The sequence below is a fragment of the Gordonia sp. 135 genome, from assembly GCF_009720185.1.
Classification (GTDB): Bacteria; Actinomycetota; Actinomycetes; order Mycobacteriales; family Mycobacteriaceae; genus Gordonia; species Gordonia alkanivorans.
The window spans coordinates 2513973-2531518 of sequence record NZ_CP046257.1 but is presented as its reverse complement, the minus strand read 5'-3'; the positions used below and the strand labels follow the sequence as shown (position 1 = coordinate 2531518).

At 65.6% G+C, this 17546-nt stretch carries 12 protein-coding genes; 6 read left to right on the top strand and 6 right to left on the bottom strand.

What is annotated here, in order from left to right:
* Positions 1-223 precede the first annotated feature (223 nt).
* Positions 224-829 (bottom strand): class I SAM-dependent methyltransferase, encoded by a 606-nt coding sequence (locus tag GKZ92_RS11405; RefSeq protein WP_155225278.1) that lies wholly within the window; start codon positions 827-829, stop codon positions 224-226.
* Positions 830-959: 130 nt separating this feature from the next.
* The gene (locus tag GKZ92_RS11400) at positions 960-2126 is read right to left on the bottom strand and encodes an LLM class flavin-dependent oxidoreductase (RefSeq protein ID WP_155225277.1); all 1167 of its coding nucleotides are present in this window, start codon (positions 2124-2126) and stop codon (positions 960-962) included.
* Between the two features lie 207 nt (positions 2127-2333).
* Here GKZ92_RS11400 and GKZ92_RS11395 point away from each other — a divergent pair, with 207 nt between their 5' ends.
* The gene (locus tag GKZ92_RS11395) at positions 2334-3107 is read left to right on the top strand and encodes a helix-turn-helix transcriptional regulator (protein WP_155225276.1); all 774 of its coding nucleotides are present in this window, start codon (positions 2334-2336) and stop codon (positions 3105-3107) included.
* Between the two features lie 341 nt (positions 3108-3448).
* On the opposite strand, the gene GKZ92_RS11390 is transcribed toward GKZ92_RS11395, so the two are convergent.
* From GKZ92_RS11390 to GKZ92_RS11380, 3 genes are all read right to left on the bottom strand, one after another.
* Positions 3449-4756, bottom strand: coding sequence for an ISL3 family transposase (locus GKZ92_RS11390; RefSeq protein ID WP_155225275.1), 1308 nt, complete (start codon positions 4754-4756; stop codon positions 3449-3451).
* A 686-nt stretch (positions 4757-5442) separates the two neighbouring features.
* Positions 5443-6159, bottom strand: coding sequence for a DUF3558 family protein (locus GKZ92_RS11385; protein WP_155225703.1), 717 nt, complete (start codon positions 6157-6159; stop codon positions 5443-5445).
* A gap of 555 nt (positions 6160-6714) precedes the next feature.
* Positions 6715-7986, bottom strand: coding sequence for a vWA domain-containing protein (locus tag GKZ92_RS11380; RefSeq protein WP_155225702.1), 1272 nt, complete (start codon positions 7984-7986; stop codon positions 6715-6717).
* A gap of 97 nt (positions 7987-8083) precedes the next feature.
* On the opposite strand from GKZ92_RS11380, the gene GKZ92_RS11375 reads away from it, so the two are divergent.
* Complete coding sequence (locus tag GKZ92_RS11375) at positions 8084-8797, top strand: NrtR DNA-binding winged helix domain-containing protein (RefSeq protein WP_155225274.1); 714 nt, start codon at positions 8084-8086, stop codon at positions 8795-8797.
* Positions 8798-8868: 71 nt separating this feature from the next.
* Positions 8869-10122, top strand: a complete 1254-nt coding sequence (locus GKZ92_RS11370; protein WP_155225273.1) for an APC family permease — start codon at positions 8869-8871, stop codon at positions 10120-10122.
* Between the two features lie 20 nt (positions 10123-10142).
* On the opposite strand, the gene GKZ92_RS11365 is transcribed toward GKZ92_RS11370, so the two are convergent.
* Positions 10143-10811: a M23 family metallopeptidase gene (locus tag GKZ92_RS11365; protein WP_155225272.1), complete on the bottom strand. Its 669-nt coding sequence runs from the start codon at positions 10809-10811 to the stop codon at positions 10143-10145.
* Positions 10812-11180: 369 nt separating this feature from the next.
* Here GKZ92_RS11365 and GKZ92_RS11360 point away from each other — a divergent pair, with 369 nt between their 5' ends.
* Genes GKZ92_RS11360 through GKZ92_RS11350 form a run of 3 tightly spaced genes read left to right on the top strand, consistent with a single transcriptional unit; the run spans position 11181 to position 17442 of the window.
* On the top strand, positions 11181-11576 hold the full coding sequence (locus tag GKZ92_RS11360; protein ID WP_006359080.1) for an SseB family protein: 396 nt from the start codon (positions 11181-11183) through the stop codon (positions 11574-11576).
* A complete protein-coding gene (locus GKZ92_RS11355; protein WP_006359081.1) occupies positions 11573-12211 on the top strand; it encodes a hypothetical protein in 639 nt (212 codons plus the stop codon). Before GKZ92_RS11360 ends, GKZ92_RS11355 begins: the two co-directional genes overlap by 4 nt.
* A 20-nt stretch (positions 12212-12231) precedes the next feature.
* Positions 12232-17442 (top strand): putative T7SS-secreted protein, encoded by a 5211-nt coding sequence (locus tag GKZ92_RS11350; protein ID WP_230461941.1) that lies wholly within the window; start codon positions 12232-12234, stop codon positions 17440-17442.
* The last annotated feature ends 104 nt before the right edge of the window (positions 17443-17546 follow it).

Below are 17546 nucleotides of genomic sequence, written 5' to 3'. Positions count from 1 at the left end.
CTTCGGACTGCAAATCGTCCGAACGTACTACGCGACCCTTCAAGCGCCCGGGGACGCTACCGGGGCTTGTAGGGATAGCGAGGATGTTGTCCACAGGCCGGTCGCGGTTACACGAATGATCCTTTCTGCCAGAAGAATTCGCAGTTCGTCAGGTGATCAGTGAGCCAAGCGGCCAGACAAATGGCCCACGTGCAATCAGTTTGCTGCCCGTTTGGGACAGCAACTACCTCGGCCGCAGCACCGCCACGAGGAACTCCGAGTCCGAGGTGAACGGCCGGACATCCCACGTCGACAGCAGCATGTCACTGGTGAACCCCGCCAACTCGGCGTCCGCCAGGAACTTGTCGAACGAGTACCCGCGGCCGGCACCGAATCCGATCACCGCACGGCCGTCGTCGCGCAGATGGCTGCGGAGTCGGTTCAGTACAGGGACGCGTGTACTGGGTGCCAGGAACGCCATGACGTTCCCCGCGGACACGACGATGTCGAACGGGTCGGGGATAGCGACCGCGGGAAGGTCCAGCTCCGCAAGGTCCTGGACCACCCAGCGCGGTCCGGGATGATCTTCTTCAGCTGCGGCGATGAGAACTGGATCGACATCCACGCCGACGACGCGGTGCCCGACGGTGTGTAGGTAGCCACCGGTTCGTCCAGGCCCGCAGCCGGCATCGAGGATGTGCGACCCGCGTGCGGCCATCGCGTCGATGAGTCGAGCCTCGCCCACTACGTCGTTGCCTTCACGCTCCAGTTTGCGGAAGCGCTCGACGTACCAGTGGGAATGGTCAGGATCCTTGGCGACCTGCTGCATCCAGAGGCTTTGTTCGATCATGTTCGCATTGTTGCAAACCTGACTGTGCGCATCACGGGGCGTCAAGGCGTGGCACGAAGGCGTGCAGCAGTGGCCAACGAAGTCGGTCGTCGTTGAGCGTGTCGACGACGACCGACCTACACCTGAACAGCTACGACTTCTCTGCCAGTTCCTGCTGGTACTTGCGCGTCATGTGGTCTACAGCTTCGAGCTGCTTCGCGGCATGGGCCTCCCGCACGGCTCGAGCATGCTCAGCGGCGTCGAGCGTCGCCTGCGCCTGACCTTGGAAGTGTGGGAACACCTCCTGTGCGAAGAGTTCCGCGGAACGCATGGTGTCCTGCGGGTTTGCCCAGTCGTGACCCATCTGCAGCAAACATCCGAAGCCGCCCGACTGATCCAACAGACGCTGGACCTGCGCTCGCGCTTGTTCAGCAGTGCCGATGACACCGATGCCGGCCTCGTTGATGAAGTCGATCATCTCCGTGAGCTTGCTTCCGGAGACGGCCATCTGGGGGAACGCCGCGACGTGCTGGAAGTAGTCGAACCACTGCTCGATGCCGTACTCGACCTGGCGATACGCCTCGGCTTCGGTCTCGGCGATGTGGAACGGCCCTGCGAGGGTCCACTTGCTGCGGTCGACGGTGACGTTGTTGGCCGCAGCCCGCTCCTCCATGACGTTCCAGTGGTGGCCGAGGGCGTCGAACCCGTCGGCGGAGAGTGTCGCGCCGATCGACAGCAGGCCGAGTCCGTGAGTGCCGGCGAGTCGTGGCCCGGTAGGCGACGCCACTGCCGCGACCACCACGTCGATGCCGTCGGCCGAGTACGGCGCCAGCTGGAGCTTGGCGTCGTACAGCTCGTGGGTGCGGGTCTTCGCGGACACCGTTTCGCCACGCAGCAGTCGCACGACGATGTCGAGGTTCTCCTGCAGCAGCTCCCGGGTGTCGGTGGGGTTCAGACCGATCATCGCGGAGTCGGTGGGGAGTGAGCCGGGTCCGACGCCGAAGATGGTGCGGCCGCGGGTCATGTGGTCGAGCTGCATGATGCGGTCGGCCGCCCACAGGGGGTTGTGGTAGGAGAGCGAGGTGACGCCGGTGCCGAATCGGATGCGCTTCGCTCGCTGGGAGGCCGCGGCGATCATGATCTCGGGGGAGGCGATGATCTCGCTGCCCGCGGAGTGGTGCTCGCCGAACCAGGCTTCGTCGTAGCCGAGGTGGTCGAGGTGTTCGACCAGGTCGAGGTCGCGTTCGAGGGCTGCGGTGGGGTTGCGGCCGGGTGCGTGGAACGGCGCCATGAAGTATCCGAAACGAAGCCTGCTCATGGGATCTCCTGTCGATCTGCTCGGCCGGCGGTCTGTCGGCCACGATCCCGAGACTAGAAAGAGTGTGACTGGCGACACAGTGCACGAAAGTGGACGATTTGCTCAGAGCCCTCGGTGCGCGTGGGCTGTTGCAATGCGTTGCATGTGCTCCGCATCACACTTGACCCGGTACAGTTCGGGGATTGGTGCCGTAGGGAGGAGTGGACGTTGGCCAGTCAGTCGGTCGTGCTGCCTGTGGACGAGTACGAACGGGTCTTCGCCATTCTCGACGCATGCTCAGAGGCGGAGACGCTCGATGCGTTCAAGAACGTCTTGATGGGTGCGCTGCACGAGCACTACGACTGCCTGAACACCACGTTCTTCACCGGTCCGACCTTTGTCACCGCGTTCTCGGATCCCAGCCCGGTGGTCACTGGGCGGATCACGCCGGTCATCGACGAGTATCAAGCGCGGTGGTACCCGAAGGATGTCTTCGCGTCCGCGCAGTCGCGTGCGGCGCTCTCGAAGACTCCGGCGATCTCGGCGGACAAGCTCGGCGGACTCGCCGACGATTCGGTCAGCTATCTACAAGACTTCTTGTACCGCAAGCAGTTACACAGCGCTTCCGTGATGCATCTCGACCTCGCGAACGACTGCCACGGATTGGTCGGGTTGTTCGACTCAGAGGGTAGGGAACCGGACCGCGTCCGGTTGCATGCGATGGGGCTGCTGTCGCGGCAGTTGTCCAACGTTGCGAAATTGCTTCCCGGGCAACCGCTGCCGTCGTGGCGGGAATGTCTGTCGCCGCGGCAGATTGAGCTGGCGGAGCTCGTTGCGGATGGGCACACCAATGAGGAGATTGCGTCGATACTCAACCTGGGAGTCGACACGGTGAAGAAGTATGTCAGCCGGGTGTTCGTGGCTACGCGGGTGAGGAACCGGGCGGAGTTGGTGAAGTTGGTTTACGTCGGTACCAACGGTTACCAGCAAGAAATGGCTTGAATCCGTGGCCGCTGGACCGCAAGTACGACGGCGAGTCGCCGTTGTGCGGATGCCTTTGTTGGCGCACACGTGCGGTGGCGGTTCTATTCGGGAATGTCGTCGATCGTGATCCGTAGGAAGCTCATTGCGGACTCGCAGGTGTCATCGAGTGAGGGCTTCTCAGCGCCGAATCGGGTAACTCCCGTGCCAACAACCGCGGCGCCAGACGCCACAAACACCGTGCACTCGGAGGGCATTGTTGAGCCCACAATCACTCGGCGACCTTGAACCTCGACGTCTGATCGCCACTCCATAGTTGCAGCATATTGCTGCTTATATCCGGTTAAGCGGCTCTTCCTGATTCAGAGTGCGTCGAGGTGTTGTGCGAGGCCGCCGGAGTGGATGAGTGACCGCAAGATGTAGTGGTTGAGGTTGCGGAAGCCCAACGCGATCCCGCGGAGGTGTTCCAGGCGGCCGTTGATCGCTTCGACGGGTCCGTTGGAGGCGCCGGTGTCGAAGTAGGCCAAGATCTCGGCACGCCGCGCCCATAATGATCGGCCGAGTTGGGCCAACTCTGCCAGCCCGGACGGAACGCCGGTATGAATCCGTTTGAGCAGCTTGTACATCGCGATCTTGCCGTCACGCTTGTTCTCCTGGCCGTAGGCGTTGATCAGCTCTTGGTAGATCGCGTAGGTGACCGAGACGGCCACGTGCTCCTCGTGAGCCTCCAACCCGCTACGTAGCCGGGCCTTCTGCTTGTCTGTCAGCAACGCGATCCGGGTCAGCAGTGGTCGGCGGATACCGTAGAGCGGATCACCCGTGCGGCCGCGGTGCCCACACGTATGGTGTTGCACGCGTTGACGACACACTGTGAGCTTCTCGGCGGCCAGATGGACCACGTGGAACGGGTCCATCACCGCCCGCGCCTTATCCAATGCCTCGGCGGTCGCGGTGCGATACCCGGTGAATCCGTCCATGGTGACCACCCGGATCCGGTCCCGAAAGGAGTCATCGCGGGCATCGAGCCAGTCCTTCAACGCCGCTTTGGACCGGCCGGCCACCATATCCAGCAAGCGCGCCGACCCGGTCCCATCCACAATCGGTGTGAGGTCGACCAGCACGGTCACGAAACTCGAATCACCATTGCCGCGAACATGTTTCCACTTGTGCTCATCAACACCGAGAACCCTGACACCGTCGAGTCGGCCAGGCGCCGAAGCCACCGTACGCGCCGCCTGCAACGCGAGGGCATTCACGGTGTTCCAGCCCAACCCGACCGACGCGGCGACCGCAGAGACGCTCATCTTGTCCAGAATCATCCGCCGAAGAATCCACGCGATCGTGCGGCGCGTCACCGCCGCGCGCGGCGCGACGATCGCCGAGATGTCGGCGCGAAAGATGCCCTGACCACACGCGCCGTTCTCGCAGGCGTAGCGCGGCACCCTCAGATGCAACCGGGTCGGATGGCCCACGATCGGTAGATCTGCCACCTCACGATCGACATGATCACGCAACCGACCCGCCCGCTCGCACCTCGGGCAGCTACTCTTCGGGGCCAAGACCTCGCAGAACAGGTGTGTGCGATCCTCGCCGTCGAGAGCGGCATCGGTGATCGTCACCCCGAGTTCGATCGTGCGGCAAATCGTGTCGGCAATGGCGCTACGCTGCAACGAGGGTCCTGTCGGTGTGAGTGATGAGGTGTAGGGGCTTTCATCTTCACACCACAGGACCCGCCCGCATCCCCGGCTCGCCGCCGCCGAACCCGACCTACATCTTGTGCCCGGTAGAACCCGTTCTACGCACCGTCAATCAGGAAGAGCCGGTTAAGCCCTCCTCTGGCTGCATAAGGTTTCCAACTGCCTGGGATAAGGAAGACCTGCCATCGTTACGAAACTTCCATTTGCAGCCCCGAGCAGTTTGGAAGTCCGAGGCTGCGACGTCCCGCAGGCTCTCGGGGATCAATCCAAACTGACTGGCAGTGCTGGGCTCGATCGCTGTGCAGGGCTCGTAAGTTGTTCCGTCGTTGTTAATGTTCCAGCGATTCGGAAACTGGATTTCAAACGGTAGAGAACGTCCAGCCTCATCGGTCTGCCGAATACTCAGCTGTCCTGACGGTTGCCCCGAACTTGACGCGGCAGTGTTAGGAACGGCGACACCGGTAGTGCTGCAGCTAGTAAGGGCCAGAGCAAGTGCCCCGGCGCCCAGGCACGTCAGCGGCCACTGCAGGCTAGGCTCTAAGGTTCGCTGCGGCATACGATTCGGTGCCTTCAATGTCGAGAAACTAGAGCGGCGCGGTGCCGATCGGGTCCGCGATCCGCCCGAGCGGTGTCGCCCGAAAGTCTTAGTTAAGGTCAGGTCAGAGCGGGATCTCCGTGATGGTCGCACGAAGAAATGAGATAGCTGTCTCACAGATTGTGGGCGTTGGCGGCCTTGGCGACCCGAGGCGAATGACTAGCGTTGTGACGATCGCGCTGCCGGACTGAACGATCGCGGCGCATTCCGCCGGCATTCCGGACCCGACAAGCACGCGCCGACCAGCAACTAGCGTGTCCGGAAACCATGTCTTTGTCTTAGAATTGAGGGTCTTGTAACCCGAGAGGGTAGTGTCCGTCCCATTGATATTTCCGACGAACTGGGACAATCGCGATCTGCCGTCAGAAATGAACGTCCACTGGCATCCTCGTGCGGTTTGAAAATCTGACGCCGCGGCGTCGTCTACCGAGTTTTCATCTAAACCCAGGTCCTCAATAGCAGCTTTGGGAACCTGGGTACATGGCTCAAACGTAGTTCCGTCGTTGTTTGAACTCCAGCGGTTCGGAAACGCCGTTTCAAAAGGCAGTCGATTACCGGCGCCATCAACCTGTCTGACGCTAGATTCGCTGCTGGCGGTCGACAGCGATGACAACGCAGGTAGAGGTGTACCCGATGTCGCGCAACTCGAGACTCCGAGAGAGGCAATCACCACCGCGGACAAGCTCGCGACTGCGTGGACGATCCGTCTAGGCGCCAAGGTTCGTCGCCCCAGTTGCGTCAGCGTTTTCGAGTCGGTCAGCGGCTTGCACGCATGAATCATCGAGCTTGTGCGCCGCATCTGCGTGGCTCGTCAACTGGTTCGTTAGCGAATCGACCGCTCGGATCAAGCCCTCATAAACCCGTTGGCCCTCTATGCATTCGCCAAAGTGATTGTTGAACGTGACCCGTGCAAGATCAAAGATGGCATCGTCTAGGATCGCCGCGACCTCCGCGGCAACCGCAGCTCGCCGCTCCCACTGAGCGCGCTCTGAGCGCAGCAAGTACTCGTCCCCATGCGGACTCACGGGCATCGATGGCGCTGGTTTGGGCAATAGCGAGTCATCCGAGAACGGTGTCGACACAAGTCCCCCTCACGCTCGCGCGCCCCGACGGCGCCCCACCCTCGCCGAACAGACTAGCCTGACCCGACGATTCCGCCATCTGATCCCACTACCTGTGGAGTCTGAACCCAGACTGCCCTACGGGCCCGACGACCAGATCGGCGAACTCCCAAGGACTTGAGGATGTGCCCGCGACTTGCACAGATCGGGGGAGAACCTGCCACGATTGTGGCCACCGAGCACAAGCCCGGTGGCCAGAACCGAACAACAACCCACTACCCCCGCCGACGCCCCCGCTTCCGGTTCGCGAGGTGGTACGAGTCCCGCGACATCTTGGACGCGTACCCCGCACCCTCGACCCTTGCCTGCGCACCAAGCGCCTCGATGCTCCGCAACTCCTGCTCGATCAGCATGTGCTCTTCAGGCGTCGCGAACGCCGACGCCCGCCGAAGCTGGTCCGCTGACTCGTCCAGGAGCGCACTACCGGCACCCACATCACCGGCCTCGAACGCCTCCGACGCCCTTAGCTTCGCCGCCTGGCCCTCCTGGTACAGCCGCTCCGACTCGACCTTCGTATCCGGCACGCGGCCCGAGGCCTCGTCACCCGGAACAACATTCACCGAAATCGGCAGCGACACCGTGTGTTCGGTGAGTGTCGCAGTCTCCACATATCGCAGCTCGAGCGTCGCGATCTGAGCCAGACCCAGCGCGGCCATCCCGTCGACCTTCATCCGCAGCAACAGCTTCCGCTCTTCGAGTGCGTAGAAGTCGCCGAGCTCGATCATCACCTCGCCGTCGGCGATCTGGTGTGCCGGCAGGTCGTTGTACAGCGACAACTCTTGCACCTGCGGGACGAAACGCACGGTCAGCGTCACCACCTGCGCCGACTTCGCCAGCAAACCCTCGACCTCGCCGGCGATCGTTGCACCCGCGGCGTCCGGGTTGTCGGCGAACACGTGGTTGCCGTTGCCCGCTTTCGCCATTGCCGATAGCAACGTCTCGTCGTAGCCGCGCCCGTAACCGAGCGTGGACGTGACGATCCCGTCGGCGGCGGCCTTCGACGTGACACTCGCGAACTTGTCGACCTCGCAGATCCCGCGGTTCACGTGTCCATCGCTTATGATCAGCACGGTGCCGCCTTTGATCCCGGCCGTCTGGGCGCTGCGCCGCAGCTCCCGCAGGCCGAGCAGGTAGCCCGACGACAGATCGGTGCAGCCGCCGGTCACGATCGACCCGATCGCGTCCGCCGCGCGCTGCTTGTCCGACAGGGGAGCGGCCGGTACGACCACCTGCGCATCGTCGTCGAAGGTGACTACGCCGAAAGCATCCGACGGATCCAACTGCGCGACAACGCCGGCGAGCGCTTTCTTCGCGCCCTCGAGCGGACTGCCGGACATCGACCCGCTCCGATCGAGCACCACCTGCATAGCAGTGGGGGCGCGTGTGGTTTCAGGCCCGGCAGGAGCCTGCAGTTCCAGCAGAACGGTCACTTCATCGGCGGTCTCGTGGGCCACCATCTCGACGTCCAGAGCAGCGGAGAGTTTCATCATTCTTCCTTCCTTCGTCCCGGCATCCGATCGAGACGGCGACTTTGCGCGAATCTGAGAATAGACCTTTACGCAGACATTCGCATAGCCTTCTGCTGTGACCACTCGTTCGACGCCGCTCACCGACTACCCACGACCGAACGTGGCCGTCGACATCGCGGTCCTCACCGTTTCCGACGGCGCGCTGAACGTGGTGATCCAGCGCGACGAGCAGGGGAGAGCCGCGTTGCCGGGGCGGTTCGTCCGGGAGCGGCGCACCGTCGAGGAGACGGTGCGCGAGGTGCTCGAACTGAAACTGGGGCTCTCGCCCGATCACGTCCGACCGCACCTGCTGGCGGTCTTCAGTGATCCTGACCGGGATCCTCGGGGATGGACGATCTCGGTCGCGCATGCTGTGGCCCTGCTGGCCGCCGAATTGTCCGACGTCACGGGCGAACTCGCACCCGTGACACCAACCGGTCAGCTGGCATCAGGGGAGCGGGTCCTTTACGACCACGCCGAGATCATTGCAGCGGCCACCGACAAACTCCGCGAACGTTACGAAGACCAGCCCGACCCGGACAACCTCCTGCGACCTCCGTACACGCTGTCGGAGCTGCGGGAACTGCATGAAGCGATCCTCGGGCGGCGGCTCATGCGGGACTCGTTCAACCGGAGGGCGCAGCCGTTGCTCGCCCCGCAGCTCGACGCTGAAGGCAATCCTGCGACGCGCGTTGGCGGCGGTCGTCCCGCACGGCTGTACGCGAAGGATGCGCCACCCACCGCGACCTTCGGGTGGCGGTTACCGAGCCCGAGGCCCGACACTCAATAGCGGCCACGCGACATCACCGGACGACGCTTCAGGTTCCACAGCGTCGTGCGACCACTGAACAAAGGAACTCCATGACGGACCCCCAGGCCCCGCTGCGTCGCGCACTCGGTCTCCACGACGCGGTGTTGGTCGGGCTGGGGGCGATGCTCGGCGCCGGAATCTTCGTCGCACTGGCGCCGGCCGCCGCCGCTGCCGGGTCGTGGCTGCTCGTCGGCCTCGCGATCGCGGGCGTCGTCGCGTATTGCAACGCAACATCTTCCGCGAGGCTGGCGGCTCTCTACCCGGTCTCGGGTGGCACCTACGTGTACGGCCGGGAGCGACTCGGCGAGTTCTGGGGATACCTCGCCGGGTGGGCGTTCGTCATCGGGAAGACCGCGTCGTGTGCGGCGATGGCACTGACGGTCGGGGTGTACGTCTGGCCGGAGCACGCTCATGCGGTCGCGGTTGCCGCCGTGGTCGCCTTGACCGCGGTGAACTACGCCGGGGTGCAGAAGGCGGCGTGGCTGACGCGCATCATCGTCGCATTCGTGCTGGCGGTGCTGGCCGCGGTGGCGGTGTCCGCGTTCACGTCCGATGTCGCCAGTGCTGACCGTCTGACGCTGAGCTCGGACGCAAGTGTCCTTGGGGTGCTGCAGGCGGCAGGTCTGCTGTTCTTCGCCTTCGCGGGTTACGCGCGGATCGCGACGCTGGGCGAGGAGGTTCGCAACCCCGCCCGCACCATTCCTCGCGCGATCGGAATCTCCTTGGGACTCACCCTCGTGGTCTACGCGCTGGTCGCGACCGCGGCGCTCTGCGTTCTCGGGGCCGACGGGCTCGGTGCCGCCGCAGCACCGCTGACGGCCGTCGCTGAAACCGCGGGCGCCGACTGGCTGGTCCCTGTCGTCCGCGTCGGCGCTGCGGTCGCGGCGATCGGGTCCCTGCTCGCACTCATCCTCGGTGTCTCGAGGACCGTGCTCGCTATGTCCCGCGACGGTCATCTGCCGCGGGCGCTGGCCGCGGTGCACCCGCGGACGCAGGTCCCGCATCGCGCCGAGCTGGTGGTCGGTGCGGTGGTCGCCGTCGTCGCCGCCACCGCCGATGTCCGTGCGGCCATCGGGTTCTCGTCGTTCGGCGTGCTGCTCTATTACGCGGTCGCCAACGCGTCGGCGTTCACGCTGTCTGGCGAGGAGAACCGTCCCGCGCGAGCCATCCCCGTGGTGGGTGTCATCGGGTGCGTGGTGGTGGCCTTCACGTTGCCGCTCACCTCCGTGCTCGCCGGGATGGCCGTGTTAGCAGTCGGAGCCGGCGTGTACGCATTTCGCAGTACACGCCGGCTCCGACGTTAGGGCTCAGGAAGAAGCGTCCGTCACGGGTGGACGCCGCGCTGGTTCAGCCACACCTGCGGGTTGATTTTCTTGCCGTTGGCATCCCAGACCTCGTAGTGCAGGTGGGGGCCGGTGGACTGGCCGCGGTTACCGACGGTGGCGATCTTCTGACCGGCGGTCACATGCTGCCCGGGACGGACGAAGCTCTGGTCGACGTGGCCGAAGACACCGGTGGTGCCGTCGTCCTGCTTGACGCGGACCCACTGGCCGAAGCCCGAGGCCGGTCCGGACTCGAGGACGACGCCGTCGGTGACGGCGTAGATGGGGGTACCGATCTTGTTGGCGATGTCGACTCCGTTGTGGTTGGTGCCCCAACGCGGGCCGTAGCCTGAGGTCACGGTGCCGCTGACGGGTTTGACCGCCTTGCGGATGCCGGGGTGGCCGGGGACGCCGGGGGTGAACGCCGACGGCGGCAGGATGTCGCGAGCGATCTTGTCCAGCTCGGGCGGCAGGACCAGGCCTGCGGGCATCTTCACGCTCTCCGGCAGGGCGATCTTGGCCGGCTGGGGCGCGGGCTGGGCTGCAGCCTGTGCAGCGTTGCCAACGGTGAGTCCGATGGCGCCGACGAAGACGACGAGCGCACCGGCTCGCACCGCCTTCCGGGCGCGGGTCTGCGTCGAGTGATGAGCGTTCTTGGGGTGTTGAGGCACAGCTTTTCCGTCTCGGTAACGATTTGGTATCGGGCAGGACACGGCGAGGTTACCCACATGGACCTGAGCTGATCCTTAGAGAACGGCTTCAGGGTGGGCGAGCTCACTCCAGAGCGACTGATTACCGAGGTCAAAGTGGGCCCGGTCACCTTTCGGGCGTAGTCGCTGTGACGTTTGTGCAGGTGGCTTCTCGCGTCGCCGGGCGATGGGGGCGGTGACCGGGTCGCAAAAACGCGGGACACGATCTCGACGAGTCGGTAGGCGGCCGCGACGACGCGGAGGAACCGATGCTGTGGACAGCTGACGGGAGAACCGGCCCTGAGTGATCTAGCATCATCCGGCACGGGGAGACGAATGTCGGGGGATTCGATGACTGTCACGTATGCGGGGGAGGTACGCGCGTACCTGTCCGGGTTCGGCGACCCGCCGAAGCTGTACGACGCATTGCGTGAGGCGCGCCTGGCGGTGCCGCTCGACGTCCACGGCCGCTTCTTCACCCTGACCCAGAGCGGCATTGCGTGGATGCTCGCGTTCACGACGCCACAGCGTCTGCGCGACTTCGCCGACCTCACCGACCGCGATCCGGCCGAGATCACCTACGTCGACCTCGCAGGCCAACAACTGATCGACGAGGTGCTCGACAAAGCTCCCGAGCCGACAGGCCTCGTCGTCGACCCTGCGACGTCGGAGATGATGACGTTCCCGCCCACCAAGGAACTGACACCTCACTGCTTCTACGACGACGAAGGTGAGATCGTCCGATGACCGACAACCTGGGCGTCACTCCGGCGGATCTGGAGAAGGCGAGCACGGGAATCAACGGGGTGATCGACGGTCTCGGCCAGACCGGCGTCGGCTCCGGATACTCCGCCGGCCTGGGTCGCGGGTACGGGGACCTCGACCTCGACGGCAAGACCATCGGTCACGCCGACCCGAAGTCGGGGCTCGAAGAGTACTGCGATCGCTGGGAATGGGGCGTGCGGGCCCTGGTGACCGGTGCCGCTGAAGTGTCGCGGGGCCTGGGGCTGGGAGCCAGCCACTATGAGCGTGAGGAAGAGTGGGCGGCCAACCAGCTCAAGGACTGGACCATGGACCTCATCGGCGACCCCAACCTGACCGCCGAGCAGAGCAAGGACATGTCCTGGAGTGACCTCTGGGACCACAACCGCAACGCCGTGACGAATCCGCAGTGGGCCCTGACCCCCGAGGAGATGCAGCGCCACAAGGAGTTCTTCAGCGCCACCGGAGCTACGTTCCTCGACGACATGGGGACGATCGGGAAGCACGCCGTCAACCCGGTGTCGTCGGTCACCGACACGATCGGCGGATTCCAGGAGAACGGCTTCACCGCCGACGCCCCAGCCGATCCCGATCCTGCCGTACCGAACGGCAATCAATGACCGAGGCAGCCTGAATGGGCATGTTCGACTTCCTCGAGGACGGCAAAGAGTTCCTCGGGGAAGTGGTCGACGGCGCCACCGACCTCCTCGGCAGCGGCTTGCGCACCGTCGGCCTCGACAAGATCGCGGCCACTGTCGAGGACTTCGGCGACGACGTCGCCAACTCCCTGGGTGCGATGCCCGACGAGCTGGAGCTCGAGCGCACCAACAATCCCAAGGAATTGGTCCTCGGTGACCCGGCGGGTATCCGGGAACTCGCCGGGAAATTCACCGATTTCGCCGGCAACTTCACCAGCGCCGGGGAGGGGCTACGCGGAATCTCGGCCGGCGACTGGACCGGGGATGGTGCGCAGGGCTTCGGCGACGCCATCGGAAGCCAGGTGCCGAAATGGTTCGCGGCGGCCGAGGCGGCGTCGAAAGCCGCTGCCGCGCTGACGAGCTGGGCCGGCGTCGTCGAGTTCGCCCAGCAGAAGGCGGCCGAGGCGGTCCGTGTGTGGGAGGAAGGCAAGCGCAAGCAGGCCGAGTGGGACGAGAAGCGGAGACAGTACAACTCCGAACTCGACGACTACCAGAACAACCGCCGCGACACCCCGCCCGTTCACCCGGGACCAGATCCCTGGCCGGGATACCGGGAAGAGGCGCGTCGAATACTGAAAATCGGCCGGGAACACCGCAATTCAGCGGCGCCTGGCACGAAGGCGGAACTCAGCGGCGCAGCGAACCTCGCACCGCCGATGCCCTCCGCGTTCGAGCAGGCGCAGATGAGTGCGAAGGACATCGGCACAGGCGGTTTCACCGCCTTCAACCATTTCGAAGCGGGCATGATCGGATCGGTGACCGAGGTCGTCAAAGCCCTCAACATGCTGAACCCGACCAACATCTACAACGTCACCAACCCCCACCAATACGCGCGCAACACCGCGGGCATGGTTGCCGGCCTCGTGCATCAGGTGGCACACCCCGATGAGTTCGTCCGCGGGTTCATCGGCTCCGGATGGTCGGGTGACCCGTCGCAGGCCCTCGGTAACCTGACCGGCAACATCCTGATGACGGTCGCGCCCGGCCCGAAGGGGACCGCGGCACTCACCGCGGGCCTCAAGACCACGCGGCATCTCCCGACGCCGGATTCGCCGACACCGTCCTCGCCGACGCCGCGCATCGATCCGGTGTCGCGCGAGACCGGACCGTCGCCGATCGCCCCGCAACCGTCCACGCCCGACATAACGCCCGCAAGTCACAGTGCCACACCGTCATCCGACCTTCTTGGCAGTGACGGACCTGATCTGCCGATCACGCACGACGGCCCGCCGGTACCGCAGGTCGATGGCTCGACGACGAGTGCCCAGCCCGACGTGCCTTCATCGCCCTCGGTTCCAGATCAGGGGACTCCGGCCGGTGGGGCCGTCGATTCGTCGCCCACCCCGACACCGGACGCACCACCGGCACGTCCCGACGCTCCACCGACATCACCGGATCAACCCGTCGGCGGCGCCTTCGACGGCTCTCCACCGGTCGGAACCCACACCGACGGACCCGCACCCACCTCGACACCCGAGCAAACGACGCCCCGCGGAGACGGACCGGACCCGACGTCCTCCGATCCGGTCGACGGCACCCCGAACTCTCGGCCCCTGGGAGACGACGACCCGCCCGGACCCGACCGCGGTGAGACGACCACGCCGACGGGGCTCGGCGCAGCTGACACCAGCTCGCCGTCCACGACGCCACACGCCCCGATCGACCAGAACGATGCGCCCAGCGTCGACCGCCACGACCCGCCGTCGAACAACCCGGACGGCGACGCCGCGCAGCCGAACCCGGTCCGGACCGACGACACCGGTGCCACCGACCGCGACGGTGCCCCGGTCACCGGCACACCGGAACCGACTCCGTCCAAGTCCGATGGAGACGGCCGCGGACACGGCCCGGCCCGCACCGACGAGCCCACCGGTCAGCACCCGCCGAAGGCGGCCGACGATCGCCCAGGGACGGCGGCTCCGCGCACCGACTCCGACGCACCGGGGTCGGCCAGACCCACGCCCGTGGCGCCGCACGCCGACGCTCCGGCGACTGGTCCCCACCCGGGAGTCGACACCCCGTCCCGTAGCCCGTCGAACGATTCGCCGACCACCCCGGTCGCGCCGGTCACCGGACCTCACACGGGACCGACGCCACACAGCACCCCCGACGCCGGACAGTCGAAACCGGCCAACGCACCAGTCAACCCGGCCACACCGAACAGGCCTGATGCGCCTGCGGCACCGCCGCGTACACCCGATTCCACTCCCGACCGCACCCCACCCGCCCGGGCCACACCCGAGGCGGTCCCTCCGCGTGACGGTGCCCGACCGGCACCGTCGAACCTCCACCACGCGCCCGAACCCGCTGTCCGGCACACGCCCGACCGCGACCCGGGGACTCCCGCGACCACACGGATCACCCCGGACGACCGGCCGATCCCGGCGGCGCTGTTCCCGGACCGACCGGCCGCACCGGACCGATCACCCACCGCGAACCCACGTCCTACGACGCCGGATCCCGACTCGTCACCGCGCCATCCCGGCCAACCGAACGGTCCTCATTCGGACACGCCCGATATCGACCACGACACCCGGGAACCCCACGACCCGGCGAACCCCGGCAGAACCGACGACCACGCGCCGGACCGGGCGGACACCAGCGAGGGCAACGAGGCGCCGACCCAATGCCGCAGCAACGGCGAACCGGTCAACGTTGCATCGGGGGAGTACTTCCTGCCGCTGACCGACGTCGAGTTGCCGGGCGTACTCCCGGTGCACCTAACGCATCGTCATCGCTCGAGGTATCGATGGGGCCGCTGGATGGGCCCGACCACACCGTCGACCTTCGACGCGCGGGCGATCGTCGGCGACGACCTCGTCACCATCGTCGACGCCGACGGCACGATGACGAACTTCCCCAAGCCCGAAGGCGATTCGGTGTCGCGCAGTGTCAACGCGACCGACTGGGAGCTACGGACCACCCCGACCGGCGGCTATCAGGTCACCCACATCCGCGACCGCCTGAGCTGGTTCTTCGTCCCGATCCCCGAACTCGGCGGGATCGATGTGCGTGCCGGGAGCATTGCGGTGTCGGCGATGACGGACCGTCACCAGAACCGGATCGAGTTCATCTTCGACGAACGCGGACGGCCCACGGCGGTGGAACACTCGGCCGGCTACCGGATCGACGTACAGTGCGACGGCGCGCGGCTCCTCGGCTACCGGCTCACCGCGGGACTGGACGGCCTACCCGTCGATCAGCAACTCTGCACCTTCGACTACCACCAGGGCAACCTCGCGGCGTCGACGAATGCGGAGGGCGCCACAACGTATTTCGGTTACGACGACGCTGCGCGCATGACCTGGTGGCGCGACTCGCTGGGCATGGAGTACTGGAACGCCTACGACGATCTCGGTCGGGTGACCATCCAGTCCGGGATGAACGGGGTCTGGTCGGGGCGGTTCGAGTATCACTTGCGTCCCGACGGGGACGGGTCGTACACCACGTATCGCGATGCTGTCGGCGCGACGACCGTCTATGGCGTTGACCCTGACGGTCGGGTGCGTCAGGAGTCCGACCCCGCCGGGCGGATCACCGCCACCGACTACAACGCCAACCGTCAGCCGCTGTCGATCACCAGCCCAGGCGGTGCGCGTACGATGCTGCACTACAACGCCTTCGGCGACGTCGAGCAGGTCACGGCACCGGACGGGAAGGTCACCGACGTCGTCTACGCGGGGCCCGGTCGTCCGGAACGGGTCGTCGAACCGGGCGGCATCACGACGCGAATCGGCTACGACGAGGACGGTTCGCCGACCAGCGTCGTCGACAATGCCGGTGCGGAGACCAGCTACACGTACGACGAGCACGGGGCGCTGAAGTCGCACACTGATCCTGACGGCGTCGTCGTGCGATACCGCAACAACGCTGCCGGCCTCCCGGTCACGATCTCAGACACGCTCGGTAACACCACACGAATCAGCTACGACGGATTGGGGCGTCCGACCGAGGTCGTCGATGCCGAGGGCGCACAGACCGTGGTGACCTACGACGCGATGGGCAACCGGACGAGTGTCACGGCACCGGATGGCGGCCAGTCGCGGTGGGAGTACGACGGCGAAGGCAACTGCATCGCGTACACCGATCCTGTCGGTGCGGTGACCCGTTGGGAGTACGGGCATTACGACCTGCCGGTCGCACGTATCGACGCCGACGGGTCGCGCACCGAGTTCAGCTACGACGCCACACGTCGGCTGGTGGCGGTCACCAACCCCGACGACCTGGTGTGGACCTACACCTACAACGCCGACGGCACGCTGGCGTCGGAGACCGACTTCAACAACGCAACAACGAGCTACACCTACGACGACGAGGGTCGGCTGGCGTCACGCACGAACGCTGCCGGGCAGACGGTGTTCTTCACCTACGACGCTGCCGGACGACTGATCGGCGACCTGACTGCTGATCCGGTCAATGCTGACCTCGACGGGGAGACAACGGAATACAGCTTCGATGCGGCGGGGCGACTGGACGCAGCAACCGGTGTCTTCGGACGCTGGCACACGAGTTACACGGCCGCGGGTTTACCTCAGCTCACCGGTGTTCACGACGGTCGGAGCGACTGGATCATCGAGTCCGCCTGGACCGGCGCCGGACGACTGGCGTCGCTGACGTCGCCGACCGGCGTAAGCACGCGGTACGGCTACGACCCGCGGGGTGTCCTCGGCTTCCTGTCCACTGCGGGACGCTCCTGCGACATCACCACCAGCCCGACCGGACGGGAACAGCGGCGGCGCTTCGAAGGCGCAGCGATCGATTCGACGTGGGATCCGGTGGGACGTCTCACCGGACGTTCCGTCATCGCTGTTGCTGAGCGCCCGGCGGCGCTGAACCTCGGACTTGGTGCAGCGGGCGTGGGGGAGAGGCGGCCCGACCGAACGGTCGCGGCCGCGGAGTACAGCTACCGTTCCGACGGGATTCTCACCGCGTCGACGTCGACACTGGCTGCCGGTCGGACTGACTATCGGGTCGACGTGCTCGGGCGGGTCGTCGAGGCCGCCAGTCCTGCCGGGACCGAACAGTTCTCGTACGCCGCCACGGGCAACATCACCGACTACGTATCCACAGGGGTGAGCAGCAGTAGCCCGGAGGTGCGTGGCGCTACCGACCCGCTGCTCCCTGAGCCTGGATCCGTGGAGGGGTGTGGGTGAGTGGTGGTGGGGTGTGCGTGAGTGGTTGATCGTGTTGTGGGCGTCGGGTATTCGCTGATCTTGCGTCAGCTTTTTCACTGGGTTTCCTGGTCGTGGGTGGGCGT

Coding starts and splice junctions, on each gene's coding strand:
- GKZ92_RS11370 (WP_155225273.1), top strand. CDS start 8,869: ATGACGGACCCCCAGGCCCCGCTGCGTCGCGCACTCGGTCTCCACGAC.
- GKZ92_RS11380 (WP_155225702.1), bottom strand. CDS start 7,986: ATGAAACTCTCCGCTGCTCTGGACGTCGAGATGGTGGCCCACGAGACC.
- GKZ92_RS11385 (WP_155225703.1), bottom strand. CDS start 6,159: ATGATTCATGCGTGCAAGCCGCTGACCGACTCGAAAACGCTGACGCAA.
- GKZ92_RS11355 (WP_006359081.1), top strand. CDS start 11,573: ATGACCGACAACCTGGGCGTCACTCCGGCGGATCTGGAGAAGGCGAGC.
- GKZ92_RS11400 (WP_155225277.1), bottom strand. CDS start 2,126: ATGAGCAGGCTTCGTTTCGGATACTTCATGGCGCCGTTCCACGCACCC.
- GKZ92_RS11360 (WP_006359080.1), top strand. CDS start 11,181: ATGACTGTCACGTATGCGGGGGAGGTACGCGCGTACCTGTCCGGGTTC.
- GKZ92_RS11350 (WP_230461941.1), top strand. CDS start 12,232: ATGTTCGACTTCCTCGAGGACGGCAAAGAGTTCCTCGGGGAAGTGGTC.
- GKZ92_RS11405 (WP_155225278.1), bottom strand. CDS start 829: ATGATCGAACAAAGCCTCTGGATGCAGCAGGTCGCCAAGGATCCTGAC.